At 73.6% G+C, this 25,144-nt stretch carries 21 protein-coding genes and 1 riboswitch; of the genes, 7 read left to right on the top strand and 14 right to left on the bottom strand.

Features of this window, described 5'->3' with window-relative positions; genetic code table 11:
- Together AB0C84_RS06005 and AB0C84_RS06000 are read left to right on the top strand one after the other, a co-directional pair.
- Complete coding sequence (locus AB0C84_RS06005; protein WP_361061561.1) at positions 1–948, top strand: LysR family transcriptional regulator; 948 nt, start codon at positions 1–3, stop codon at positions 946–948.
- Positions 949–983: 35 nt separating this feature from the next.
- Positions 984–1,526 (top strand): DapH/DapD/GlmU-related protein, encoded by a 543-nt coding sequence (locus AB0C84_RS06000; protein ID WP_361061559.1) that lies wholly within the window; start codon positions 984–986, stop codon positions 1,524–1,526.
- Between the two features lie 9 nt (positions 1,527–1,535).
- On the opposite strand, the gene AB0C84_RS05995 is transcribed toward AB0C84_RS06000, so the two are convergent.
- From AB0C84_RS05995 to AB0C84_RS05985, 3 genes are all read right to left on the bottom strand, one after another.
- Positions 1,536–6,422, bottom strand: coding sequence for a DNA repair ATPase (locus AB0C84_RS05995; RefSeq protein ID WP_361061995.1), 4,887 nt, complete (start codon positions 6,420–6,422; stop codon positions 1,536–1,538).
- 74 nt (positions 6,423–6,496) lie between these two features.
- Complete coding sequence (locus AB0C84_RS05990; RefSeq protein ID WP_361061557.1) at positions 6,497–8,527, bottom strand: flotillin family protein; 2,031 nt, start codon at positions 8,525–8,527, stop codon at positions 6,497–6,499.
- Positions 8,528–8,567: 40 nt separating this feature from the next.
- Positions 8,568–9,227 (bottom strand): hypothetical protein, encoded by a 660-nt coding sequence (locus AB0C84_RS05985; RefSeq protein WP_258942545.1) that lies wholly within the window; start codon positions 9,225–9,227, stop codon positions 8,568–8,570.
- A gap of 468 nt (positions 9,228–9,695) precedes the next feature.
- Here AB0C84_RS05985 and AB0C84_RS05980 point away from each other — a divergent pair, with 468 nt between their 5' ends.
- A complete protein-coding gene (locus AB0C84_RS05980; protein ID WP_361061555.1) occupies positions 9,696–10,802 on the top strand; it encodes a sporulation protein in 1,107 nt (368 codons plus the stop codon).
- Between the two features lie 72 nt (positions 10,803–10,874).
- Positions 10,875–11,330: a TerB family tellurite resistance protein gene (locus tag AB0C84_RS05975; protein WP_361061992.1), complete on the top strand. Its 456-nt coding sequence runs from the start codon at positions 10,875–10,877 to the stop codon at positions 11,328–11,330.
- A gap of 13 nt (positions 11,331–11,343) precedes the next feature.
- On the opposite strand, the gene AB0C84_RS05970 is transcribed toward AB0C84_RS05975, so the two are convergent.
- Genes AB0C84_RS05970 through AB0C84_RS05960 form a run of 3 tightly spaced genes read right to left on the bottom strand, consistent with a single transcriptional unit; the run spans position 11,344 to position 13,519 of the window.
- Positions 11,344–12,234 carry a M56 family metallopeptidase gene (locus AB0C84_RS05970; protein WP_179844503.1) on the bottom strand — a complete coding sequence of 297 codons (891 nt, stop codon included), beginning with the start codon at positions 12,232–12,234 and terminating at the stop codon, positions 11,344–11,346.
- Positions 12,231–12,593, bottom strand: coding sequence for a BlaI/MecI/CopY family transcriptional regulator (locus AB0C84_RS05965; RefSeq protein ID WP_179844504.1), 363 nt, complete (start codon positions 12,591–12,593; stop codon positions 12,231–12,233). Before AB0C84_RS05965 ends, AB0C84_RS05970 begins: the two co-directional genes overlap by 4 nt.
- A gap of 5 nt (positions 12,594–12,598) precedes the next feature.
- Positions 12,599–13,519, bottom strand: coding sequence for a cation diffusion facilitator family transporter (locus tag AB0C84_RS05960; protein WP_361061552.1), 921 nt, complete (start codon positions 13,517–13,519; stop codon positions 12,599–12,601).
- A gap of 198 nt (positions 13,520–13,717) precedes the next feature.
- Between AB0C84_RS05960 and AB0C84_RS05955 the strand changes: the two genes are divergently transcribed.
- On the top strand, positions 13,718–15,133 hold the full coding sequence (locus AB0C84_RS05955) for an NAD(P)/FAD-dependent oxidoreductase (RefSeq protein WP_361061551.1): 1,416 nt from the start codon (positions 13,718–13,720) through the stop codon (positions 15,131–15,133).
- Between the two features lie 32 nt (positions 15,134–15,165).
- On the opposite strand, the gene AB0C84_RS05950 is transcribed toward AB0C84_RS05955, so the two are convergent.
- Together AB0C84_RS05950 and AB0C84_RS05945 are read right to left on the bottom strand one after the other, a co-directional pair.
- Entirely contained in the window at positions 15,166–15,846 is a 681-nt protein-coding gene (locus AB0C84_RS05950) for an ABC transporter ATP-binding protein (RefSeq protein WP_361061549.1), read from the bottom strand.
- Entirely contained in the window at positions 15,843–16,898 is a 1,056-nt protein-coding gene (locus AB0C84_RS05945) for an FtsX-like permease family protein (RefSeq protein WP_361061989.1), read from the bottom strand. The genes AB0C84_RS05950 and AB0C84_RS05945 overlap by 4 nt, the downstream gene beginning before the upstream one ends.
- A gap of 173 nt (positions 16,899–17,071) precedes the next feature.
- Between AB0C84_RS05945 and AB0C84_RS05940 the strand changes: the two genes are divergently transcribed.
- Positions 17,072–18,277, top strand: a complete 1,206-nt coding sequence (locus AB0C84_RS05940) for a sensor histidine kinase (protein WP_361061547.1) — start codon at positions 17,072–17,074, stop codon at positions 18,275–18,277.
- A complete protein-coding gene (locus AB0C84_RS05935) occupies positions 18,274–18,912 on the top strand; it encodes a response regulator transcription factor (RefSeq protein WP_258942537.1) in 639 nt (212 codons plus the stop codon). The genes AB0C84_RS05940 and AB0C84_RS05935 overlap by 4 nt, the downstream gene beginning before the upstream one ends.
- 61 nt (positions 18,913–18,973) lie before the next feature.
- On the opposite strand, the gene AB0C84_RS05930 is transcribed toward AB0C84_RS05935, so the two are convergent.
- The 6 genes from AB0C84_RS05930 to AB0C84_RS05905 all read right to left on the bottom strand — a co-directional run bounded on the left by AB0C84_RS05930 (position 18,974) and on the right by AB0C84_RS05905 (position 25,067).
- The gene (locus AB0C84_RS05930; RefSeq protein WP_361061545.1) at positions 18,974–19,600 is read right to left on the bottom strand and encodes a DUF305 domain-containing protein; all 627 of its coding nucleotides are present in this window, start codon (positions 19,598–19,600) and stop codon (positions 18,974–18,976) included.
- 75 nt (positions 19,601–19,675) lie between these two features.
- Entirely contained in the window at positions 19,676–20,161 is a 486-nt protein-coding gene (locus AB0C84_RS05925; RefSeq protein WP_361061543.1) for a DUF6153 family protein, read from the bottom strand.
- Positions 20,162–20,244: 83 nt separating this feature from the next.
- Positions 20,245–21,297 carry an NlpC/P60 family protein gene (locus AB0C84_RS05920; protein ID WP_339156425.1) on the bottom strand — a complete coding sequence of 351 codons (1,053 nt, stop codon included), beginning with the start codon at positions 21,295–21,297 and terminating at the stop codon, positions 20,245–20,247.
- A 3-nt stretch (positions 21,298–21,300) separates the two neighbouring features.
- Positions 21,301–21,446: riboswitch (cyclic di-AMP (ydaO/yuaA leader) on the bottom strand.
- A 105-nt stretch (positions 21,447–21,551) separates the two neighbouring features.
- Entirely contained in the window at positions 21,552–22,496 is a 945-nt protein-coding gene (locus AB0C84_RS05915; RefSeq protein WP_361061540.1) for a M56 family metallopeptidase, read from the bottom strand.
- The gene (locus AB0C84_RS05910; RefSeq protein WP_179844514.1) at positions 22,493–22,870 is read right to left on the bottom strand and encodes a BlaI/MecI/CopY family transcriptional regulator; all 378 of its coding nucleotides are present in this window, start codon (positions 22,868–22,870) and stop codon (positions 22,493–22,495) included. Before AB0C84_RS05910 ends, AB0C84_RS05915 begins: the two co-directional genes overlap by 4 nt.
- A 4-nt stretch (positions 22,871–22,874) precedes the next feature.
- A complete protein-coding gene (locus AB0C84_RS05905) occupies positions 22,875–25,067 on the bottom strand; it encodes an MMPL family transporter (RefSeq protein WP_361061538.1) in 2,193 nt (730 codons plus the stop codon).
- Between the last annotated feature and the right edge of the window lie 77 nt (positions 25,068–25,144).

The following is a 25,144-nucleotide window of genomic DNA, read 5'->3' as shown; positions in this document are numbered from 1 at the left end:
GTGGACACCGAGGGGCTGCGCTCGTTCGTCCGGGCGGCCGAGCTCGGGCAGTTGCAGCATGCGGCCGATGAGCTGGGCGTGACGCAGCAGGCGGTCTCCAAGCGGATCGCCGCCCTGGAGCGCCGGCTGGAGGTGCGCCTGTTCACGCGGACCGCCCGAGGCGTCGAGCTGACGCTCGACGGTCAGGCGTTCCTGCCTCACGCCCGGAGCATCGTCGCGGGCGTCGACCGCGCCGTCGCCGCGGTCAGGCCGGGGTCGCGGGCCCTCAGGATCGACGTCCTCGGCCTGCGGAGCGCGCAGGCCGTCGTCCTGCACGACTACTGGCGGTCGCGTCCCGGAACCGACCTCGACGTGGTGACCCTGAGGGTCGAGGACCCGCGGGCGGCGGTCGCCGCCGTCGAAGCGGGCGAGATCGACGCGTCGTTCCGCACCGTCACCGACCCGGCGGCGCTGCCGGCCGGCATGCGGATGATCCGCGCGTTCGACTCCCCGCTCGAACTCCTCGTGGGCCCGCGGCACCCGCTCGCCGCGGCGCGACGGCTGACGCCGCCGCAGCTGCGCAGGCACCGGATCTGGGTGCCGGGCATCGCGGCGCGGAGCGAGTGGGCGGAGTTCTACGACCAGCTCGCCACCGGATTCGACCTGCGCATCGACGCGGCGGGCCCGCACTTCGGGGACGAGGTGCTCCTGGACACCCTCGCGGATTCCGCGGACGTGGCCACGCTCGTCGGGGCACGCGACCGCTACGTCTGGCCGGCGGACCACGATCTGCGCCGGATCCCCATCGTGGACCCGGTCCTCGCGTATCCGCTCTCGCTCATCCTCCCCGGCACGAATCCGCACCCGGAACTCCGCGGATTCATCACCTACCTCGAAGGCCTGCCGAAGCTCTCCGGGACGGTCTGGCTCCCGTCCTGGGCGTCGCCGCACGGCGGCACCGACCGGTGAACCTCGTCAGCCAGCACACCGAAAAGGACCGCGGCATGCCCGGCGACCATCTCATGCGCATCCACAGCACCGAGTTCCAGGCCATGGCCGAGAGGGTCCTGCGGGCCACCGAGCTCACCTCCCGCCTGAACGTCCTGCCCTTCGAGGACGAGGCGGGCAAGGCCGGCCTGTTCGAGCGGATCCTCGGCAGGCCGCTGCCGGCGAGAGTCACGATCTACCCGCCCTTCTACACCGACCACGGCCTCCGCCTGGACCTCGCCGAGCGCGTGTTCATCAACCAGAACTGCACGTTCCTGGACTACGCCGGCATCCGGCTCGGCGAGCGCGTGATGATCGGGCCGAAGGCCACGTTCATCACCGTCGGCCACCCCGTCGATCCCGGGGAGCGGCGGGAGTGGCTGACCGGCGGGCCCATCGACGTGGCGGAGAACGTGTGGATCGGCGCCGGTGCCACGATCCTGCCCGGCGTCAGCATCGGCCGCGACTCCGTGGTCGCCGCCGGCGCCGTCGTGGCCGACGACGTTCCGCCGTCGAGCCTCGTGACCGGCGGCAAGGCGGACCTGAACCGGCAGTGGTGACGACCGCCCTCACGGGCGGGGCGGACGCGGACCGTCGCGGAGGGTCGCCTCGATCGCGGACAGCTTGTCGGCCAGGTGGAGCAGGGCGCCGACGGAAGGGTCCCCGGTGTTCCCCGCGAGTGTCCGGGAGCGCCGGTAGGCGGCCTTGACCTCCGTCCAGCGCTCGGCCCCGGACGGCGTGAGGGTGCCCTGGAGCTCGGCGAGCTTGAGGAGGTTGGCCTCCGCGTCCGAGGTGAGGGTCTGGGACTCGGCCCGGTAGTGGTCGTCGATGACCGCTTGCAGCTCGGTGTCGTCCATGACCGGGAGGATGCGCCCGGCCAGCTTGTTCATGTCGCGGTAGGAGCCCTGGAGCCGGAACGGCGGCTCGGTGCGGGACGAGTCGTCTTGGGCGGCGGAGGCCATGTAGGCGCGGTTGACCGTCAGGACCACCTGCTGCGCGCGGCGGAGCTTGGCGAGCACGGACAGGATGTCGTCCAGCTCGGCCGGGGAGTAAGCGTGGGACAGGCGGTCGGGGTGGACGGCCGGGTCCCCTTCCGCCAGGCGGACGAGCAGTTCGATGTCGCCGCGGTCCCTGGTGCTGAGGGGCGCTAGCACGGGGTTCGAGGTCAGGGCGTTCTCGATGTAGCTCATCGCGAACAGTTCGTCCTTGCCGGACAGGACGTCGCCGAGGTTCCACACGTCGGCGCGGTTGGCGAGCATGTCGGGGACGCGGAAGCGCCGGCCCGACTCGGTGTAGGGGTTCCCGGCCATGCAGACGGCGAAGCGCTTGCCGCGCAGGTCGTAGGTGCGTGCGGCTCCGTCGATGCGGCGCTGGGCGTCGCAGAGCGGGATGAACTTCTGCAGGAGCTCCGGAGAGGTGTGCTGGATGTCGTCGAGGTAGAGCAGGACGTTGGTGCCCATGTCGAGCGCGAAGTTGATCTTTTCGACCTCGCGGGCGGCGGTGGCGTCGGGCGCCCTGGCGGGGTCGAGCGAGGTCACGCCGTGCCCGAGGGCCGGGCCGTCCACCTTCACCAGGGCCAGGCCGAGGCGCTCGGCGACGTACTCCATCAGGGTCGTCTTGCCGTAGCCGGGCGGCGAGACGAGCAGGAGCAGCCCCATCCGGTCGGCACGCTCGCCGTCGCCCGCGGCGCCCAGCTGCTTGGCGAGGTTGTCGCCGATGAGGGGAAGGTAGACCTCGTCGATGAGGCGGTTGCGGACGAACGCGCTCATGGTGCGGGGCCGGAGGCCGGCCGTCCCGAGGCGCCTCTCCTCCGCGGCCACCAGCGCGTTCCGCTGTTTCTGGTAGGAGCGGAAGGCGGGGACGCGCTCGGTGCGGAAGCGGTGCGTGCGGGCGAGGAGTTCGTCCAGGCGCAGGTCGAGGCGGCGGTCGTCGATCCGCGGATGGCGGCCGAGCAGGTCGCCGACGGTGGCCGTCAGCGCGGCCGGCGAGTCGTACCGGGCCGACGGGCACAGCAGCAGGGAAACGGCCTCGGGCAGGTCGGCCGGGTCTCCGTCCGCCCCTGTCGCGAGGTAGGCGGAGAGCCACGCCTCGGCGAGCTGCCGGCGCGCGGCGACGGTTCCCGCGCCGCGCAGGTCCTCGTCCAGGGAGAAGTCGCCGAGCGCCTGCGTGAAGTCCTTGAGCAGGGTGCGGGCGCCCTGGCTCGTCACGAAGCCGTCCGGGGCCGCGGCGAGTTCCTCGATCAGGTACTCGGCCGTGAGCGGGTCGGGTGCGGGCATGGCGTTGAGCTCGGCGAACGCGGCGACCGCCGAACGGAGTTCCTCGGTGAGGGCGGAGAGGGCGCCCGGCCGTCCGAACGCCTCGCGGGCGCGGACGAGCGAGCGGGCGCGGACCGTCCACGTCGCGCGCTCGGCCTCGTCGGGGCCGTGGGTCCAGAAGAGCTGCGCGGCGGCGCGCGCCGCACCCGGGTAGCGCAGGAGGCCCGCCTCGGTGCGCAGGCGCAGGAGCGCCTCCAGGATGCGGGCGGCGTCGTGGTCGTGGACGCCCCGCTCGTAGCCCTCGTCGTAGCGGTCGGCGGCCGCGTCCCGGACGAGGGCGAGCAGGCGGCCGCCGGCCTCGGCCCGGCGCAGGTCACCGGGGTCGGCGCCGGCGAGGACCGACGTCGCCAGGTACTCGGCGCGATAGGTTTCCGCCGTTTCCGAGACGAGGCTCTGGCTCCAGAAGCGGCGGGTCCCCGCGAAGTCCGCGTCGTGGACGGGCGCGCGGTAGTCCGTCCCGGTGATCGCGAACGCGACGGTGTCGCGGTGCGGGACGAGGGTCAGCTCGATCGGACGGGTGTCGACCGCGAACCGGTGGCGCCCGAGCCGGATCGTCGCGCCGTCCTCGCCGTACAGGTCGAGGCGGTCGCGGAGGGCGCGCCCGGCCTCCTGGCGGGCGGCGTCGAGACGGCCCTCCAGTTCCTCGGCCCGGACGGCGTCGTCGAGGGCGCGCAGCTCGCCGGCGATCGCGCGGAGCCGGAGCACCGTCGCGTCGGTCGTGAAGTAGACGGTGACCTCGTCAGGGGACGCGAGCGTGGCGGCGCGGCGGCGGACACCGGCCAGGATCCGCTCGGCCGACCCGGTGAGCCGGTCGCTCCGGCGGGCGCGCTCGTCCAGGAGCGTCTGCTTGCGGGAGGAGAACGCCTCGTACAGCTCGGTCCGCCTGGCCTCCAGCTCGGTGAGGAAGTCGTCCAGCTCGGCGAAGCGGGTCTGGAGCGTCTCCAGGCGGAGCAGCAGGCCGCCGAGCCGCGCGTCGCAGTCCTCGGGCGTCGCCGCGGCGGCCAGGGCTCCGGCGACGGACCGGTCCAGAAGCGCGAGCTCCGCCGCGAACGCGGCGCTTCCCTCGCGGGCGAGCAGGTCGCGGCGGCGGCCGTCGAGGACAGCGCGGGCGCGGTTGAGGCCGCCGAGCACCTCGCCGACGCGCTCCAGGATCGCGGTCCGCGCGGTGGCGTCCGCGATGTCGAGGTCGCCGACGACCTCGGTGACGACGTCCAGCCCCTCGTTCTGCGCGTCGAGGAGCCCGGCCAGAGGCGCGGCGTCCGCGGCGGTCTCGATGGCGCGGGCCGCGTCGGTGATGCGCTCCATCTCGGCGTGGTAGCCGGTGAACGCGTCCTCGCCCCGCAGGTGCTCGACGGCCTGCCGCGCGGCCTCGTCCAGCTCCGCCCGGACCTCCCGCGAGAGCTCGTCGATCCGGGCGCCGTCGGCGTAGCGGAGGTCGCGCAGCGTCTCCAGGTGCCCCTGGGCGCGGCGGAACTCCGCCAGCCGGGCGATCCAGCCGTCCGCGCTCCGCGGCGCCTCGGCCCTGGCGCGGCGGACCAGGGCCGCCTGCCGCTCTGCCGCCTCCGCGACGGCCGTCGCCGCCTGCTCGGTGAGCGCGCGGACCTTCTCGTACTCGTCCAGGACCCGGGCGGCCGTGGAGCGGACGTCGGCGAGCGGCGCGGCGAGGTCGCCGAGGCGCTCGTCGCCGAGCCAGGGGTACAGGTCCGAAGCGCGCGTGCACGAGGCGATCAGCGCCTCGAACGCCCTGGTCGACGGGGGCGTCTCCGCCGCCGTCCGGGTGATCGACAGGCACTCGGAGACGCCGCGCACGAGGTCGGCGTTGCCGACCCGCTCCAGCGGGCCCGTGCCGACCGGCTGGGCGGCGGCGTGCGCGTCGGAGGTGAACGGGGTCGCCCAGATCTGCACCGGGTGGACGCGGGACGGCTCGTCGGAGAGCGCCCGCATCACCACGAGCGTCCCGTCGTCGAACAGCGAGTACCCGTGGCAGGTGATCGGCGCCGCGACCCGCTTGCGGATCACGTTGTAGGGCAGCAGCGACGACCGGCCGTCCTCCCGCGAGTGGAAGACGTAGAGGACGTCCTCCCCGTTGGGAGAGCGGACGACCCGCTCGTACTCCAGCCCCGTGACGTCGGTGTCGAACGTCTTCGCGGCGCCCGTGTCCAGGTGGTAGCCCCCGGGGAAGACGATCCCGTGGTCGTCGGGCAGCCGGCGGCACGCCTGCGCGATCCCGTCGACCCGCACCACCCGCTCGGTGCGGACGTTGAACACCAGGTGCCGCCACGCGGACTCGTTGTACGGCCTGATCCGCAGCAGGATCAGCGCCCCGACCCGGGCGTGCAGGACGTCGGCGTCCGCGAGCGACTGCAGCGGCTCGTCCACCGGCTCGGAGTAGATCCCCTCGCCGGTCGCGGTGTCGTCCTCGGTCTTGACGGTGAGGGTCCCGCCGGCCGTCGCGACGAAGACCTCCCCATCGATCGAGATGTGCGGGTGCCGGCCGGCGACATGGTCGTCCCGGGTGGCCTCGATCCAGTCGACGTCGTGCGCGGGAGGGAACGCGTGGTCGCGCTCGCCCTGGTTGTCCTCGTAGGCGACTCCGCCGTCCGGCGCGGTCCGCCACCGCAGGACGCGCAGGTCCGACAGGCGCGGGCCGGTCTGGAAGACGGCGAGCAGCCGCCCGTCCACCAGCCGCAGCTGGAGCAGCCGCGCCTGCCGGTAGTACCGGTACATGTCTGCGAAGTCGCGCACGAAGCGCGGGTCGTCCAGCAGGCCCGGAACCGCGTCCGGGCCCGCCCGGACGAAGGCGATGCCGTCCTCGCCGCGGGTGAACCGGTGCAGCGAGAAGACGTCGCCGACCGACGTCTCCGGCCGCAGGCCGGGGACGACGTTGTGGCCGAAGAGCATCACCTCGCCGAGCGCGACGATGTCGCGGGGCACGCACCTGTCCGCCGTGCGGATCCGCTCGGTGCCCGCCTGCCGCAGGTCCGAGCCCCCGAAGACCTCCAGCCTGCGGGCGTTGAGCGCCTCCGCGCGGCGTGCCAGCTCGCCGGCGTGCCCGGCCAGCCGCGCCCGCAGCACCTCGTACGTGCCGTGGTCCGGCTCCGCGTGCCGTGGTCCGGCCCCGGTCCCGCCGGGCTCTGTCATGTCCACGCCCACCTGTCTCCCGTCCGTCCACCGCGACGCACGCGGCCCGTCACGTCCCTTGCCTGGACGCCTCGTCAGCCGGATGCGAGACCGGCGGTGAGCCCGGTGCCGTTGACCTTCGACAGCGGGGCGTCGGCGACGCCCCGGCGGCGCGCGGCGTCCAGGACGTCCTGGAGGCCGGCGGTGTCCGGGCCGCCCGACCTGATCAGGCGCAGCAGGAGCGCCGAAAGGGTCAGGTCCCGCACCCCGCCGGTGTCGACCGCGCCGAACAGGCGCGACAGGTCGCCGGTGAAGCTCCCCGACCCGTCCAGCCACGGACCCGCCACCGCCCGCGCGACCTCGGAGTTCTGCACGAAGCCGTCCACGCTCTTGCCGAGGGCGACCGACCCGACCAGGCGGTCGAAGAAGACGGACTCGCCGCCGACGATGCTGATGTCGGCGTGCTCCAGCCCGGTGGCGAGGACGGTGGCCTGCGCCTCCGCGACCTTCTGCTGGACCTCGATGCCGGCCAGCCGGACGTCCTTCTCCGCCTCCAGGCGCAGCCGGTATTCCTCGTGCTCGCGGGACGCCTCGTCCAGCGCGGCCATCGCGCCGGCCTTCTCGGTCAGCCCCTCCGCCTCGGCCTTCAGGTTCTCGCGGATCCGCGAGGCCTCGACCAGCGCCTTCTCCCGCGCGACCGCGGCCTCCGCGCGCCCGACCTTCTCGACCGCGTCGGCGTCGCGCTCGCGCACCTGGACCTCGGCGAGCCCGGTCGCCGCGGCCTCCGCGCGGATCCCTTCGGCCAGCCTCGTCTTCGCCTGCGCGTCCAGCTCGGCGGTCTCCTGCCGGGCCCGCGCCAGCGTCAGCTCCTCGCGGGCGCGGTGCACGGCGGCCGCCTCCGCCGCCTCGGCGGCCTTGATGTCCTTGACCAGGTTCTCCTGCGCCTCCGCCTCCGCGTGGATGATCAGCGCCTGGCGGTCGCGCTCGGCCTCCTCGACCGCGCGCAGCCGCTTGATGGCCTCCTCCTGCTCGGCCACCGTCCGCTCCACCGCGATCCGCTCGCGGACGACGTCCGCGATCTCGCGCTTCTCCGCCTCGACCTCCTTGTCCGCCGCGATGCGGGTCAGCTCCGTCTCGCGCTCGCGGGCGATGACCTCCAGCAGGCGGTCCTTCTCGATCCGCTCGCTCTCGATCGCGAGGACCCGCTCCCGGTTCTTCGCCGCGACCGACACCTCCCGGTCCTTGTTCTCGTGCTGGACGCCGAGCTGCTCGTCGGTGCGGATGTGCGCGGCCTGCGCCCGCAGCCGCTCCTCGGCCTTGACCCGCTCGATCTCGGCGGTCTCGCGGGCCCGGACGGTCTCGACCTCGCGCTCCTGGCGCAGCTCGGCGTCCGCCTGCCGGCGCTCCAGCTCCAGGATCGCCTCGCGCGCCTCCACGTTCTGGCGGGTGATCTCCTTCTCCTCGTTGCGGGCGTGCTCGTTGGTGCGGACGTGCTCGATCGCGGTCAGCTCGGTGATCTTCCGGATGCCCTGCGCGTCCAGGATGTTGGAACTGTCGAGCGAGAGCAGGGGCGTCTGCTCCAGGTGGTCGATGGCGGCGTCCTCGAGGCTGTAGCCGTTCAGGTCCGTGCCGATGACGCGGATGATGTGGTCGCGGAACTCGTCGCGGCGGGTGTAGAGGTCGGCGAACTCCAGGTGCTTGCCGACGGTCTTCAGCGCCTCGGAGAACTTGGCGGCGAACAGCTCCTGCAGCGTCTCCCGGCTGCTGGCGCGCTCGGTGCCGATCGCCTGCGCGACCTTGATCACGTCCTCGACGGTCTTGTTGACGCGGACGAAGAACGTGATGCGGATGTCGGCGCGGATGTTGTCCTTGCAGATCAGCCCGTCCCGGCCGGTCCGTTCGATCTCGATTGTCTTGACCGAGATGTCCATGAGCTCGGCGCGGTGCAGGACGGGCAGGACGATCGCCCCGGTGAAGGTGACGTCGACCTTCTTGAGCTTGGAGATGATGAGCGCGCGGCCCTGGTCGACCTTGCGGAACAACCGGGTCACCATCAGCACGAGGCCGAGGGTGACGAGCAGCGCGAGAGCGAGGAGCACACCGGCTCCTATCGTGATGGTGTCCATCGGGATCCCTGTCTGCGGGAGGGGAGGGTGGCGCGGGGTCCTAGCGGAGGCCGGGGGCCGTGTCGTGCGGCATGACCCAGAAGAACCGGCCGTCCGGATCGAGATCGAAGATCAGTGCCGTGCTGCCCGCGGTGAGGCCGGCGCCGGCCGCGGCGCCCGCCACCGGCACGTCCATGGCGGGCTGCCGCACCTGGACGATGGCGGACGACCCGTCCGGGGCGGTCACCTCCGCCTGGCCGAAGTCCGGGCCGACCCGCCCGGTGCGGATGACGCACGGCAGGCCGACGAAGTCGCGCAGCGACGTCTCGGCCCGGTCCTGGAAGACGTGCCGCAGCGGCAGGACGACCGCCCGCGTCCCGGCCCAGGCGGCGGCCAGCGCGACGGGGAGGACGAGCGCCCGGGCGGCGGCGCCGTCCAGCAGCGCCGATCCGGCGAGGCTGACGAACCAGGCGAGGCCGACGAGCACCGACAGCGCCACCGTGGCCGGGACGCCGCCCAGCCCGAGCGGTGCGAGCCGCTCCGCGGCGAACCCGTCCTCGGCGCCGGCGCCGGCCCCCGTGTCGGCATCGGCGCCGGCGCCGAGGAGGTCGACTCCCAGCCCGCCGAGCAGGACGAGCGTCCAGTACCCGGCGACGACCAGGAGAGAGAAACTGAAAAGCGCGGTCGGAAAACCGAGCGCGACATCGGTGAATTCGCCCATGTGAATGCACGCTTCCGCGTCGAGACGTCAGGAACCCCGGCGGGGCGGTGAATGCGGCCGGCCCGGCCGTGAAAAAGGCTTCGTCAGGTGAAGAAGTGGTCCCGGTCAGCTATCCGGGAAGGCGTGCGCCCAGAACACCCGGCTGCGGGCGGGGCGGCGGTGGAGGCGAGAGGCACGCGGGTGCGGCGCTTCCGGCGCATACGAATAGTGCCGGGGAGTCATAGACCCTCCTGATCGGAGACGTATCCTGTCTCGCCGACCAGACTTCCCGGCACACCGAAAGACACTTTAACTCATTCGCCGCGCTAAGGGAACCCATTTATCCGCGACCCCGGGGAAGCCGGGCGGGCGGGGCGGAGTTTCCGCGTTCCGCGGTCCGCCGGGTGGAGCGCCCCGTCGTCTGCTACAAGTGTAGTAACTAGCGGCCGGCCGTACGGCCGCGGGGATGACGACGGGAGAAAGGGCCTCATGGTCTTCAAGCAGCTGCTCGGCGCCTTCGGTGTGGGCGGGCCGTCGGTCGAGACCGTTCTCGCCGCCTCCCACACCCGTCCGGGGGATCTCCTGACCGGCGAGGTGCGGGTACAGGGCGGTGACCGGGACGTCCACGTCCACCAGGTGGTGCTGAGCCTGGCCACCAGGGCCGAGTACGAGCACGGCGACCACGAGGGAGCCGGGAGCCGGGAGTTCTACCGGGGCGCGATCACGGGCGGTCTCCACCTGGGGGCCGGGCAGTTCCAGGCGATCCCCTTCCAGATGCCGCTGCCCTGGGAACTGCCGGTGACCGAGGTCTACGGGCAGCACCTGCACGGCATGGCCATGGGCGTCCGCACCGAACTCGAAGTCGCCGGCGCGATGGACTCCGGCGACCTGGACCCGGTCTCGGTGAGCCCGCTCCCGTCCCAGCAGCGCGTCCTGGACGCCTTCGGGACGCTGGGCTTCATGTTCAAGAGCGCCGACGTCGAGGAGGGGCACATCGCGGGCGTCCACCAGGAGCTGCCGTTCTACCAGGAGATCGAGTTCTTCGCGCCGCCGCGGTACGAGGGGCGGATAGCCGAGGTCGAGCTCACCTTCGTGTCCGACCCGCACGGGCTCGTGGTGATCCTGGAGGCCGATCGGCGCGGGAACGTCTTCTCCGAGGGCGACGACGTCTTCGGCCGCTTCCACGTCTCCCACGACCAGGCCCTGCACATGGACTGGGAGAACCAGGTGGAGGGCTGGCTGCGGGCCGTCGCCGGACACCTCCACGGCGGGTTCGCCCACGGGTCCCACGGATTCCACGAGCCGTACGGCCACCACGGCGACCACTCCGGAGGACGCGGCGGGCCGGGCTGGGGCGGCGTCGCGGCCGGGGCGGCGGGCGGTCTGGCGGCCGGGTTCGTGGCGGGTGCCGTCGCCGGCGAGATGCTCGGCGACGACGAGGAGGAGAAGGACGAGCCGTCGGTGGGCGACGCCTTCGCCGAGGTGAGCGGGCAGGCCGCCCAGGACGCCTACCAGGCGGCGGCCTACGAGCAGGCGTACGAAGACGCGTACGACGACGCTTACGAGGACGCCATGGAGAGCTTCGAGGAGGAGTGAGAGGGGCCCGGCTACTACATCTGTAGCAGTAAGGCTATGGTCGGAGAGACGACCGACGAGCGGAGGAAGACGATGCCTTTCTGGGACAAGCTGCGTGCCTCCACCCAGAGCATGCAGACGCAGCTGCTCAGCAAGAAGAACGAACTGACGAGCGGAGCGTTCCGCGACGCGAGCATGGCCATGTGCGCGCTGGTCGCGGCCGCCGACGGCAGCGTGGACCCGTCCGAACGGCAGCGGACCGCGTCCCTGATCGCCTCCAACGAGGTGCTGCAGAACTTTCCGGCCGACGACCTGCAGCGGCGGTTCAACGACTACGTGTCCAAGCTCATCGCCGACTTCGACTTCGGGAAGGTCGCGGTCCTCCAGGACATCGGCAAGGCGAAGAAGAAGCCCGCCGAGGCCCGCGCCGTCATCCAGATCGGCATCGTGATCGGCGGCGCCGACGGGCACTTCGACCAGAGCGAGAAGGCCGTCGTCCGCGAGGCCTGCTTCGCCGTCGGCCTCGACCCCGCCGAATTCGAGCTCTGACGGACGGCGCCCGTCACCGGAACGCGAGCAGCGACACCAGGAACGACACGAGGACATGGTCCAGTTGCAGGGTCGCGGCGGTCAGCGAGCCGGTGACGACGCCGTTGCCCATGAACAGCAGCGGGCCGGTGACCGCGTTCTTGGCCGGGGGCGTGCCCAGCAGCGCCTCGACGCGCTCGACGATGCCGGACTCGGCGAACGCGCTCACGGGCCCCGGGCCGCGCGGGTGCGCGAGGGCGACCTTGGCGATCGTCCGGGCCACGGCGGCGCGGTCGCCGGTCGCCTCCGCGGCGTCCTCGTCCGCCCAGCGCTCCGTCGCCAGCCGCAGCCGGGCGGCCAGGGGCCGCAGCGGCGGCAGGACGGCCGAGGCGAGGACCCCGGCGGCGAGGTAGCGGTGGTGCCGGTGCCTGAGGTGGGACGTCTCGTGCTGGAAGACGACGTGGAGCTCCTCGGACGTCAGGTCGCGCAGCAGGCCCCGGGAGACCAGGACCCCGCCGTGCCGGCCGGGGACCGCCACGGCGATCGGCACGTCGGTGTCGAGCGGTTCGCGGGCGTCCGCCCGCGCGGTGCGGAGCGCGGCCGCCCAGCGTGCGGCGGCCCTGCCCGCCGCCGCGAGCCCGGCGGCCGACAGCACGGCCGCCGGGACGCCCACCGCGTCCGGGACCGGCCGGTCGTCCCCGAACAGCGCCCATTCGGGGACGTGCGCCGCGGCGGACGGCGCCAGCGTCGCCGCGTAGTTGACGGCCACGAAGAAGCCGGTGCCGAGCGCGGCCACGGCGGTCATCGCCCCGGTCGTCGCCAGCAGCCGCGCCGACCAGGACGGGTGGAGCCGTGACGGCGCCTTCGCCAGCGCGGCGCTCAGCGTCAGCATGATGGCGAGGGGCAGGAAGGTGAACCAGTTCACCCGCCGTCCTCCGGAAGGTCGAGGAACTCGCGCAGCTTCCGCGCCTCCTCGGCGGTGAGGGACCGCGCGAACCGGTTCAGCACGTTCCCCGGGTCGCTGGCGTGCCGCAGGTGGTCGCGCATGCGCCCCGCCACCAGCTCGGACTCGTCGACGGCGAGCCGGTACCGGTAGTGCCGTCCCGCCCGGGTGCGCGAGACCAGCCTCTTGTCGTGCAGCCGGTGCAGGATCGTGTTCACCGTCGTGTAGGCGGGATCACCGTCCAGCCGCTCCACCAGCTCGGCGGTGCTGGCCGTCCCGCCCAGCCCGGCCAGCGCGGCGAGCACCTCCGCCTCCAACTGCCCGAGCGGCCTTCGCGACACCGTCCTCAGCCTCCCTTGCGCAGCACGTCCGGCTCAAGGTAGACCAGGCGGGCGATCGGAACCGCCTCGCGGATGCGGGCCTCGGCGTCGTTGATCGCGTCGGCGACCTCCCGCGCGTCGTCGCTCAGGTCCACGGCGATCTTCGCGGCGACCAGCAGCTCGTCCGGCCCGAGGTGCATGGTGCGCATGTGGATCACCGCCGGGACGTCCCGGCCCTCCACGATCGCCCGCCTGATCAGCCGCAGGTGCTCCGGGGTCGCGGACTCCCCGACGAGCAGGCTCTTCACCTCGGTGGCCAGCACGATCGCGATGGCCGCCAGCAGCACGCCGATCGCGGCGGTGCCGATCCCGTCCCAGACGCCGTCGCCGGTGATCAGGGTCAGGCCGACGCCCGCGAGCGCGAACACCAGCCCGATCAGCGCCCCGGTGTCCTCCAGCAGGATCACCGGCAGCTCGGGCGACTTGGACCGGCGGACGAACTGCACCCAGCTCGACCGTCCGCGGCTGCGGTTGGACTCCCGGACGGCGGTGCGCAGCGCCGCTCCCTCCAGGACGATCGCCACCAGCAGGACGGCGATGGGCACCCACTGCCACTCCTCGATCGGGTGCGGGTCGCTGATCTTGTGCCAGGCCTCGTACAGCGCGAACAGCCCGCCGAGGCTGAACAGGACGATCGCCACCAGGAACGCGTAGATGTAGCGCTCCCGCCCGTACCCGAACGGATGCTCCTCGGTCGCGTCGCGCTCCGCGCGCTTCCCGCCGACCAGCAGCAGCGCCTGGTTGCTGGAGTCGGCCACCGAGTGGATCGCCTCCGCCAGCATCGACGACGAACCCGTCAGCGCGAACGCCACGAACTTGGTGACCGCGATCCCCAGGTTCGCGCCCAGCGCGGTGATGACGGCCTTGGTACTGCCTTCGGCGCTCACGGACTCCCCTGTCGTCCCCGCCCTCCGCAACCTCGGGCGACTCGAAACTACTTTTGTAGCAGAAACGGTGGGGACCGGGCGGATCGGCCCTCGGCGGTCCGCGATCATCGGGGCCCGGGGGGCCTGCCTGCCGAACGCCGCGGAATCCGGCAGGATCCATGGGGACGAGACTGCGGCCGACCGGAAGGGCTGGGGGACATGGACGAGTTCGATGTCGTGGTGGTGGGGGCCGGGCCGACGGGTGAGAACCTGGCCGAGCGGGCGCACGCCGGCGGGCTCAGCGTGGCGGTCGTGGAGAGCGAGCTGGTGGGCGGGGAGTGCTCGTACTGGGCCTGCATGCCCAGCAAGGCGCTGCTGCGCCCGGCCGCCGCGCTCGCCGACGCGCGGCGGCTGGCCGGCGCCCGCGAGGCGGTGACCGGTCCGCTGGACGCCGAGGCCGTCCTCAGGCGCCGGGACGAGTTCACCTCGCACTGGAAGGACGACGGCCAGGTCGCGTGGATGGACGGGGCCGGGCTCGTCCTGGTGCGCGGCCACGGGCGGCTGGACGGGCCCAAGCGCGTCGCGGTGCGGACCCCCGACGGCGGGCGGCGGGTGCTGACCGCCCGCCACGCCGTCGCGGTGTGCACCGGCACCCGCGCGGCCCTGCCCGGCCTGCCGGGTCTGGACGAGGTGCGCCCCTGGACCAGCCGCGAGGCGACGTCCTCCGAGCGGGTTCCGCCGCGGCTCGCCGTCATCGGCGGCGGCGTGGTGGCGTGCGAGATGGCCACGGCCTGGCGGGCGCTCGGCAGCGAGGTGGTGCAGCTGGTGCGCGGATCGCGCCTGCTGCCGCGGATGGAGCCGTTCGCCGGCGAGTCCGTGGCCGAGAGCCTGCGCGCGTCCGGGATCGACCTGCGCTTCGGCACCTCGGTCACCGGAGCTCGCCGCGACGGGCAGGTGACGCTCACCCTGGACGACGGCGGCACGGTCACCTGCGACGAGGTCCTGTTCGCCACCGGCCGCAGGCCCGCCACCGACGACCTCGGGCTGGACACGGTCGGGCTGGCCCCGGGCCGGTCGATCGAGGTCGACTCCACCGGGCTGGCGGCCGGCGTGCCCGGCGAGTGGCTCTACGCGGCCGGGGACGTCAACGGCCGCGCCCTGCTGACCCACCAGGGCAAGTACCAGGGCCGGATCTTCGGCACGGTGATCGCCGACCGCGCCGCAGGTCGCCCCCTCGACACCGCCGCCTGGGGACGGAGCGTCGCGACCGCCGACGAGCGCGCGGTGCCGCAGGTCGTCTTCACCGACCCCGAGGTCGCCGCCGTCGGCCCCACCCTGGAGGAGGCGACCCGCGAGGGACGCCGGGTGCGGGCGGTCGACTACGAGATCGGCGACGTCTCCGGGGCCTCCCTGTACGCCGACGGCTACCAGGGCCGCGCCCGCGCCGTGGTCGACCTGGACCGCGAGACGCTCCTCGGCGTCACCTTCGTCGGCCCCGGCGTGGCCGAACTCCTCCACTCCGCCACGATCGCGGTCACCGCCGAGGTCCCCATCTCCCGCCTCTGGCACGCCGTCCCCTCCTACCCGACGATCAGCGAGATCTGGCTCCGCCTCCTGGAGACCTACCGCGGCTGAGCACTCGGGACGAGCCGGGATCCAGCCCGGCGCTACGCCTCCGAAGGCGCGGACAGCCGGCCGTCGGTCATGGAGTACACGCGGTCGGCGGCGGTGAGCCTGGCCAGATCGTGGGTGACCATGACCGTGGCCAGCCGGCGGTCGCGGGTGAGCCGTTCGAGCAGCTTGACGACCTGCTCGCCGCGGACGTGGTCCAGGGCGCTGGTGGGCTCGTCCACGAGCAGCACCTCCGGGCCGTTCATCAGGGCGCGGGCGATGTTGACGCGCTGGCGCTCGCCGCCCGACATCTGGTGCGGCCGCTTGTGCTCCAGGCCCGCGAGGTCCACGGCGGCCAGCAGCTCGCGGGCCCGGCCGGCGGCGCGCCGCGGCGACCGGCCGGCCAGGTGCGCCATCACCGTCAGCTGGTCGAGGGCCGTCAGCGAGGCCGGCAGGTTGGGCTGCTGGAAGACGATGCCGATGTGGTCGCGGCGCAGCCGGGTCCGTTCGGCGGGACGCAGCCCGGTGGTCTCCCGGCCCGCCACCGAGACCGTCCCGGACGCGGGGGTGATGAGCGTCGCGGCGACGGCCAGCAGGCTCGACTTGCCCGACCCGGACGGCCCGACGACGGCGGCGAACTCGCCGGGCCCGACCTCCAGGCCCACATGGTCGAGGGCGGTCAGGGTGCGGTCCCCGTCGGGGTAGGTCAGGACGACGTCGGTGAGGGCCAGGCTCATCGTGCGGCTCCCAGCGCGGTCAGCGGATCGACAGAGGTGATCTTGCGGATGGCCAGCGCGGCGCCGGCCGCCCCGAGCGCGATCATCACCGCGACGGGCAGCACGGTGGTGGCGGCCGAGACCACGAACGGGACCCCGTCCCCGATCGCCAGCCCCGCGAGCCCGCCGGCCGCGCCACCGAGCCCGGCCCCGGCCAGCAGCACCAGGACGGCCTGGGCGAGCGCGTCGCGCAGCAGGTAGCCGGTGCTCGCGCCGAGCGCCTTCAGCACGGCCACGTCGCCACGGCGCTGGATCGTCCAGACCGTGAAGAACGCGCCGATGACCAGCGCCGAGATGGCGAACAGGAACCCCCGCATGAGTTGCAGCGACCCGTTCTCGGAGGAGAACGACGGGATCGCGGACTTGGCGTCCCCTTGGGCGAGGGTGGTCGTGCCGAGCCGCCGGTCGGCCGCGCCGAGATCGGCATGCCCGGTCTCGCGCAGCAGCAGGACGGTCGCGGCCCGGTCGCCGCCGCCCGGTTCGAGGGCGCGCCAGTCGTCGATGTCGAGCCAGGCGACCGGCGCGTGGCTGTAGGACGACGCGCCGCCCGTGCCGGCCACGGTGAGCCCGTGCCCGAGGACGTCGACCCTGTCGCCGGCCGCCAGCCCGGTGCTGTCGGCCAGTTCCGCCGACAGCACGATCTGCCCGGGCGCGGGCGGGTGCGCCCGGTTCCCCGGGGCGACGCCGAAGAGCGCGGCCGGTGCGCCGCGGTCCCCGGACGGGCCGAAGGACATCCGGCCCATCGAGACGCCGAGCGGCTCGGCCTTCACGCCCGCGACGTCCTGCCAGCCCGACGCCGCCGCCCGGTCGATCCGGCTCCCCGCGAAGGAGGTCTCCCCGCCGAACACGATGTGGTCGGCGGGGAGGTCCTCGATGGCCGAGGCGCTGTCGCGCGCGAGGCCGGCCGTCAGCCCGGACAGCATCGTCACCAGCAGCGTGATGAGCAGCACGACCGACCCCATCAGCGCGAACCGCCCCTTGGCGAATCGCAGGTCTCGCAGTGCCACGAACACCGTGGGCCCCCGTTCCACGTCATCATCCCGAAACCGACGCTTCCCAGCGTGCGCCGCGGGCCGCGCCCGGCACATCGTGCGCCGGGACGGGCGGATCGCCTTCTTCCGGACGCCGGGACATCAACCTTTCGATCGATGCGGCTCGCGGATCCGTCGCCTACTGTGAGTGAGAAATGCCGAACGATCTGTTCTCGCCCGCGATGCGGTTGCTCGGCTGGGCCGTGCACGGCACCTTCCTGGTGCTGCTCGCGATCGCCCTGGTGCGCACGCTGCACGACGGGCGGGCGGGGATCGCCGCGGGCGGCCTGGCGCTCGGAGCCCTCTACGTCGGCGGGGTGGTCTGGGCCGGGCACGACCGGCGCGCCCGTCCGGTTCCCGCGCGGCTGTGGCTCGCGCTGCTCACCGCCGCCTGGGCGGGGCTGGCCGCGTCCTCTCCCGACTTCGTCTGGCTGGCCTTCCCGCTGTTCTTCCTCTACCTGCACCTGCTGCCGCTGCCCGCCGCGCTGCCCGGTGTGGCGCTGCTGACGGGCGCGGCGATCGGGGCCGTGGCCTGGCACGGCGGCGGGGTCACGCTGGCGGAGGTGCTGGGCCCGAGCATCGGCGCCTCGGTCGCCACCCTCATGGCCCTCGCCTACCGGGCGCTCTACCGGGAGAGCGAGCAGCGCCGCCGGCTCATCGAGGACCTGGTCCGGACCCGCGCGAGGCTCCTCAGGGCGGAGGCGGACGCGGCACGGCTCACCGAGCGCGAGCGGCTGGCCCGCGAGATCCACGACACGCTCGCCCAGGGGATGTCCAGCATCATCCTGCTGCTGCGCGCCGCCCGCCGCGACCTCGACAGCGACCGCGACGCCGCGGTGGGACGGCTGGCGGAGGCCGAGCAGGCCGCCGCGGAGAACCTCGAGGAGGCCCGCAACTTCGTGCGCGAGCTGGCCCCGCCCGCCCTGCAGCGCTCCTCCCTGCCCGACGCGCTGCGCCGGATCACCGAGTCGGCGGACGCCCGTTCCACCGCCCGCATCCGCTTCCAGGTGTCCGGGCCTCCCGCCGAGCTCCCCGTCGACTACGAGGTGGCCCTGCTGCGCATCGCCCAGGGCGCCCTGGGGAACGCGGCCGGGCATTCGGGCGCCGAGAACGTCGGGGTCACCCTGACCTATCTTGACGACATGGTGGTGCTGGACGTCTTCGACGACGGGCGCGGCTTCGACCCCGCGGCGAGCGGCGGGCGGCGGCCGGGGGGCGGGGCGGGCACCGGCTACGGGCTGCGGGCGATGCGCGACCGCGCCCGCGCGCTGGGCGGCGCGCTCACCGTCGAGTCGGCCCCGCGGGAGGGGACGGCCGTGGTGGCGACGCTGCCGCTTCCCGGCGCCGAGGAGCGGCGATGAGCGGGCCGATCCGCATCCTGCTGGTGGACGACCATCCCGTGGTGCGCTCCGGGATCCGCGCCATGCTCGCCGACCAGCCCGGCTTCGCGCTGGTCGGCGAGGCGGCGACGGGGCTGGAGGGGGTCGAGGAGGCGCGCCGCCTGTCCCCCGACGTCGTGCTGATGGACCTGCAGCTCGGCGCCGGGATGCACGGCAGCGAGGCCACCCGCCAGATCACCGCCGCCGGGGCGGACGCGCCGCGCGTCCTCGTGCTGACCACGTTCGACACCGACTCCGACATCCTCGCCGCCATCGAGGCCGGCGCCACCGGCTACCTGCTCAAGGACGCGCCCCCGGACAGGCTGTTCACCGCGATCCGGTCGGCCGCCGCCGGAGACAGCGCGCTCGCGCCGAGCGTCGCCTCGCGCCTCCTCGGCCGGATGCGCTCGCCCACCGCGACGCTGACCGCCCGCGAGCTGGAGGTGCTGAGGCTGGTCGCCGAGGGGCTCTCGAACCGGGGGATCAGCAGGCGGCTGTTCCTCAGCGAGACCACGATCAAGACGCATCTGGTGCACATCTACGCCAAGCTCGGCGTCGACTCCCGCACGGCCGCCGTAGCCGCCGCCACCCGGCGCGGCCTGATCCGCCCGTCCTGACCCGGTGCCGACCAGTCGGGCGGGGCCGGAGCCCCGCCCGCCCGGGACCGGACTGCTACTGCTACTGCTTCAGCAGGGTCCGCATCTTGGCGATCTCGGCGGTCTGGGAAGAGATGATCTTTCCGGCCAGCTGCCTGGCCGGCGGGAACTGCCCGGCGGACTCCTCGGTCCTGGCCATCGCCACGGCGCCCTCGTGATGCTCGATCATCATCTCCAGGAACGCCTTGTCGAACGCCCCGCCCTTGGCGGCCTCCAGCTCCTTCATGTCCTTCTCGCTCATCATGCCGTCCATGCCGTCCATGCCGCCGTGGTGCATGCCGCCCATCCCGGTCGTGCCGGGCGAGGGGACCGGGGAGCCCCAGCTCCTCAGCCACGCGCTGAGCTGCTGGATCTCCGGTTCCTGCGCCTTCTTGATGTCGGCGGCCAGGGCCTTCACCTGCGCCGACGAGGCGCGGGTGGCGGCGAGGCCGGCCATCTCGACCGCCTGCCGGTGATGCGGGATCATCATCTGCGCGAACATGACGTCCTGGCCGTTGTGCGGTCCGGCCTGCGCGCCGCCCGGCGACGCCGAGTGGCCGGGCATGGAGTGCGAGGGCGCCGGTTGTCCCGTCGAACCCTCGTCGTTCCCGCACGCCGCCAGCGCGATCGCCAGGGCGGGGACGGTGAGGAGCGCGAACGCTCGCTTCATGGTGGTGGCCTTCCGTGTCGAGTGCTGTGATCAGTGGTCGGCGGCGGCGCCCGATCCCGGGCGCCGCTGGACCTCCTACAGCCTCAGCACGCTCAACCTGTGCAGGGACGGTCTCGGCGGCGGGCGTCCGACCAGCAGGATCCGCACCCGCGCCGGCCTCGAAACGGCCCTTGGCGGCGACCTTCGCAGGCGCAGTGCCAGGAGGGCCAGGGCAAGCGCGAACAGCGTCAGCATGGCCAGGCAGACCTGGCCGCCGGGATGATCAGGATGGCGGTCGGAGTGATGGTCGCCGGGCCGGTCGCCCTGGGGCGGGCGGTGCCCCGTCACCGCTGCGGTGACGGGGACCGCGTGCCCGGCGGCCATGGACGTCAGCGGGACGCCGATCATCCCGGCCGGGCTCGATGTGGCCTGGAAGCCGTGCATCGCCAGCAGGCCGAGAAGCACGAGCAGGCCGGACGCCAGAGAGAGGACGTCCCGGCGCACAGATCGCCTCAGCCGTCCCAGCCACCGTTCCGCGTTCGCGCCGCCCCGTCCGGGGAGGCCGCCGACGTGCATGCTCATCCCGGGAACCAGGGTAGCGAAGCGTGATCGGCGGTCACCGGCGGGTCACCGGGTCAGGCGACACCCGGTCAGGCGACATCCGGTCAGGCGACACGGACTCCACCGGCGAACGGGCGGCCGGCGATCGGGGCGATCTTGACGACGTCGCCGGTCTGCGGCGCGTGGACCATGTTGCCGTTGCCGATGTACATGCCCATGTGGTGCAGGTCGCTGTGGAAGAACACCAGGTCGCCGGGCTTGAGCTGGCTCATGCTCACGTGGGTGCCGGCGTTGTACTGGCTGCCGGTGTAGTGGCCGAGGGTGATGCCGACCTGCGCGTAGGCGTACAGGGTCAGGCCGGAGCAGTCGAAGCCCTTGATGTTGGCGCCCTGCGCGGTGCCGTAGCTCGGGCCGGACGCGTTGCCGCCGCCCCAGGAGTAGGGCACGCCCTGCTGGGCCAGGGCGGCCCGGACGGCCGTCATCGCCTTGGCCGAGGCCCCGCCGGAGTTGATGTTGGGCATGGAGCCGGGCCGCGAACCGGCGGTGTTGAAGGTGCCGAGCTGCTTCTCGACCTTCTTGAGCTTGACCTGGAGTTCCCGGCGCTTCTTCTTCGCCTCGCCGGTGAGCGCGCGCACCTGGGCGGCGCGCTGCTCGGCGGCCTTGCGGGACCGGTCGGCGCCCTGCATCACCTGGAGCATCTGCGTGATGCGGGTGTCGTTCTGCTTGGCGAAGTAGTTGAGGGTGGCCGACTGGTCCAGGACGGCCTGCGGGTCGGAGGCCGAGGCGAAGCTGATGGCCGGGTCCGCGGGGCCGTTCTTGTAGCTGTCCGCGGCGATCTTCGCCATCCGCTCGCGCGCCTCGTCCAGGGCCTTCTGCTGCCGCAGGGCGCTGCTCCTGGCCGTCTTCGCGGCGTGCTCGGCCTGCTTGAGGCGCTCGCGCAGTCCGTTGTACTGCTCGCTGAGCTTCTCGGCCTCGTCGGCGAGCTTCTCCTGCTGCGCGGTCAGTTGCTTGCGCGTCGGCTTGGGCTCGGCGTGGGCGGGCGCGGGGGCGAGAAGCCCGGCGGACAGCGCGAGGGCGGCCGTCCATGCCGTGACGTTCGAGCCGGTGCGGATCCTGCGGCGGGCTGTCGTTCGGGGGCCGGCAGCTCGTCGCTGCATACGGTGTCCTCTCCTGTAACGCCTACCGGGTCAGCTGACGGGTTCGGGCCGGAGTCGCCCTTCCGTCCGCGCGGGACGGATTCACCCCTGAAGATCGGGTCCCCGGTTCCCCGGACGGAGCCGTCCGCGGGATTCGGCGCGGTCGCCGGCCGTCCCCGGCGGGGACGTCGGACCGAGACCTCCTACGGAGCGTAGGAGGTTTACGGGCGGTTCGCCACCTGAGCGGAGGTTTTCCTCAAAAGCCACATACCGCCTCAGCAGGTGGCGGCCAGCTCGGCGATCGCCGCGGCCCCGGCCAGGAGCGGCGCGGTGACCGCCGCCACCACGAAGAGGCCGGCCGCGAGCCGGACGGCACGGCGCGGCCTCGGCGGAGCGGCGCCCTCCAGCCGCAGCACCCGCTCCCTCAGCGCACCGGCGGCGGGCTCGCCCGCCGCCCCGAGCGCCCCCGCGCCGGTCGGCGCCGCCGACAGCCGGCACAGGGCGCCGACCAGCGGCTTGCTGCCGTGGACGCGGACCGCCGCGTCGTCCGCGGCCATCTCCAGCAGCAGCGGCAGCCGCGCCTTCGCGCGCCGGACGGTCGGCAGCCACGGCAGCATGGCGTGGACCAGGTCCAGGGCCAGCAGGAGCACATGGTGGCGCTGGCGCAGATGCGCCCGCTCGTGCGCCAGGACGGCGCCGAACTCCTCGGCGCTGAGCGCCCGCTGCGCCCCGGTGCTGACCACGATCGCGCGGTGCCGGGACGGCAGCGAGTACGCCACCGGCACGGGATGGTCGAGGACGAGGACGTCCGGATGGCGCCGGTCCTCGCCGGCGACCAGCCGCAGCATCTCCCGGTGCCGGCGGCGGTGGCGCATGGCCCGGCCGAGCCTCGGCAGGCCGCGGGCGAGGACGGCGGCGCACGCGGCGGCGAGGACGGCGGTCGCGACCGCCGCGGCGACGGTGGCGAGACGGCCGTGATGGGGCAGGCAGTCGCGCAGCCGCGACAGGAACCCGTGGCCCGGGCCCGGCGGCGCGAGCAGCGCCGCCGCCGCGCTCCCCGCCGCCGCGATGGTCGTCCCGGCGAGGGCGGCCGCCCAGCAGGCGATCGCCGTCCCCGGGCCGACGGCCGAGCGCCGCAGCAGATCCAGGGCGGGCCCCGCCGCGCATCCCAGCAGGACCACCGAACCGGCCAGGCCGGCCACCAGGAGGATCACGGTCACGCGTCCTCGCCGGCGGTGCGCCGCCGCAGGGCGTCCAGGAGGTGCCGGGCGTCCTCCGGCGGGACGCTCTCGGCGAACCTCGCGAGGATGGCGCCGTGGTCCGCGGCCTCGCTCAGGGCGTCCATCATCAGCTCGACCGCATACTCCTCCTGCGGCCGCGTCGGGCTGTAGCGGAAGGCCGTGCCGTCCTGCGTGCGGCGGACGAGCCCCTTCTGCGCCAAGCGTTCCGCCACGGTCTGCACTGTGTTGTAGGCCAGCGCCTTGTCCGCGTTCTCGTTCAACTCGGCCAGCAGTTCACGGATCCGCAGCGGGTGGGGCGCCGCCCAGAGCACGTCCATGATGGAGCGTTCGAGCGCCCCTCCGAGTGCGGACACGCGGTCACCTCCGTCCCGCCCCCATTGTGCCGGACGTCTCCTGAGCACCCGCCTCCAACAAGGGGGTCTCTCCAGCGTGGACGGGCCTGCGGCGCCCGGGCATCCACCAGTTGGCCCCGCCGCACAGCTCCATCACCGCGGGGACGAGGATCATCCGGACGATGGTGGCGTCCACGAGCACGGCGACGGCCATGCCGAGACCGATCTGCTTGACGGACACGTCGGGGCCGAGCAGGGACGTCCCGAAGACGGCGATCATGATGGCGGCCGCGGCCGTGATGACCTTGGCGGTGCGCGCCAGCCCGCGGGTGACGGCCGTCCGGGTGTCGCCGGTGCGCTCGTACTCCTCCCGGACCCGCGAGATCAGGAAGACCTCGTAGTCCATGGACAGGCCGAACAGGAGCGGGAACATCATCATCGGCACCCAGGTCGTGATCGGCATGGCGGTCGGGAACCCGAAGGCCTCGCCGAGCCACCCCCACTGGACGACCGCGACCAGCACGCCGTAGGCGGCGCCGATCGACAGCAGGTTCATCACCGCGGCCTGCACCGCGATCGTGACCGACCGGACCAGCGCGACCAGCAGCACGAGGGACAGGGCGACGACGACCCCGATCATCAGCGGCAGGCGGGAGCCGACCTCCTCGGCGATGTCGATCGCTCCGGCGTTCGGGCCGCCCACCTGGATCCCGCCGCCGCCCGGCGCCCCGGGCAGGACGTCGTCGCGCAGCCGGTGCACCAGGTCGGCGGTGGCCTCGTCCTGGGCGCCGGTCGCGGGGAAGGCCATGAACGTGGCCGCCCGGCCGTCGGCGCTGATCCGGGGCGGCGTGACGGAGGCGATGCCCTCGGTCCGGCGGACCGCCTCGACGACGGGACGCAGGTCGGCGTCCGCGGACCCGATCCGCGCGGCGAAGATCAGCGGCGCGCCGTAGCCGGGCCCGAAGCCTTCGGAGAGGATCTCGTAGGAGGTGTGGCTGCTCCGGTCGTGCGGCTGGACGCTGGCGTCGGGCAGGCTCAGCCGCATCGACAGGACGGGGGCGGCGAGCACCAGCAGGCCCGTCCCGGCCAGGACCGCGGCGACCAGCGGCCTGCGCTGCACCACGCCGGCCCAGCGCTCGGCGGGGGGACGGTGCTCGCGGGTGCGCGGGCGGGACGCGCGGCGCGGCAGCCGCAGCGAGTCGATCCGGCGGCCGGTGAAGCCGAGGAGCGCCGGCAGCAGGGTCACCGCGGCCGTCATCGTGACCAGCACCGTCACGGACGCGGCGATGGCCACGCCGGTCATCAGCCGCTGCCCCATGACCACCAGGCCGAGCAGCGCGATCACCACGGTGGTGCCGGCGAACAGCACGGCGTGCCCGGCGGTGGAGATGGCCTTGGCCGTGGCGCCCTCGGGGTCGTCTCCGTCCTGGAGGGCCTCCCTGTAGCGGGTCACGATGAACAGCGCGTAGTCGATGCCGATGCCGAGCCCGACCAGCGCGGCGACGAGCACCGTGAAGTCCGGCGCCGGGACGAGGTGCCCCACCAGCTTGATCAGGGCGATGCCGCCGAGGATCGCCGTCAGCGCCGTCGCGATCGGCAGGCCCATCGCGACCAGCGATCCGAAGGAGATGAACAGGATCACCGCCGCGGTCAGCAGGCCCACGCCCTCGGCCGGTCCCTGCTGGGGCGTCTCGGCCTTCTCCGCCCGCTCGCCGCCCAGGCCCAGCGTCACGCCGTCGCCGGAGGCGTCCTTGACCGCGTCCACCAGGGGCTTGACGTCGGACTTCTTGGCTTGCGCGTCGGTCAGCGGGATGGTCGTCCTGGCGATGCGGCGATCGCGCGTCACCAGGTTCCCGTCCTGGTAGGGCGAGGTCACCGGTCCGGTGACCGGTGAGGCGTCCAGCTCGGCGACGACCTTCTCGATCCGCCGCCGCGCGGCGGGGTCGTCGATCCCCTTCGCCGCCTTGATCGCGAGGGTCAGGGTGTCGCCCCGGCGCTCGGGGAAGTGCTTCTGGATCAGCTCCTGCGCCTTGGCGGAACCGGAGTCCCCGCCGGAGAAGTCGTTGTCGGACGGGGCGCCGTAGCCGAAGCCGGCGAACGCCACGGCTATCACGCCGACGAGCCAGGCCAGGAGGACGAGGCGGCGGCGCCGGTGGCAGAAGCGGGCCAGCGCCGCGAGTGCGCCGTCCGGTCGAGGGTGTGCGGATTGCTCGCTCATGGCGGCGATCGTCGCGCCGGCGGGGCGCCCGCCGCGTCTGACCGGGGACGGCCGCGCCTACGCGTTCGGGCGTACGC

It is taken from the genome of Actinomadura sp. NPDC048955 (assembly GCF_040649435.1).
Taxonomy (GTDB): Bacteria; Actinomycetota; Actinomycetes; order Streptosporangiales; family Streptosporangiaceae; genus Spirillospora; species Spirillospora luteofluorescens.
The sequence above is the reverse complement of the archived record's forward strand: the minus strand, read 5'-3'. Positions and strand labels throughout refer to the sequence as shown.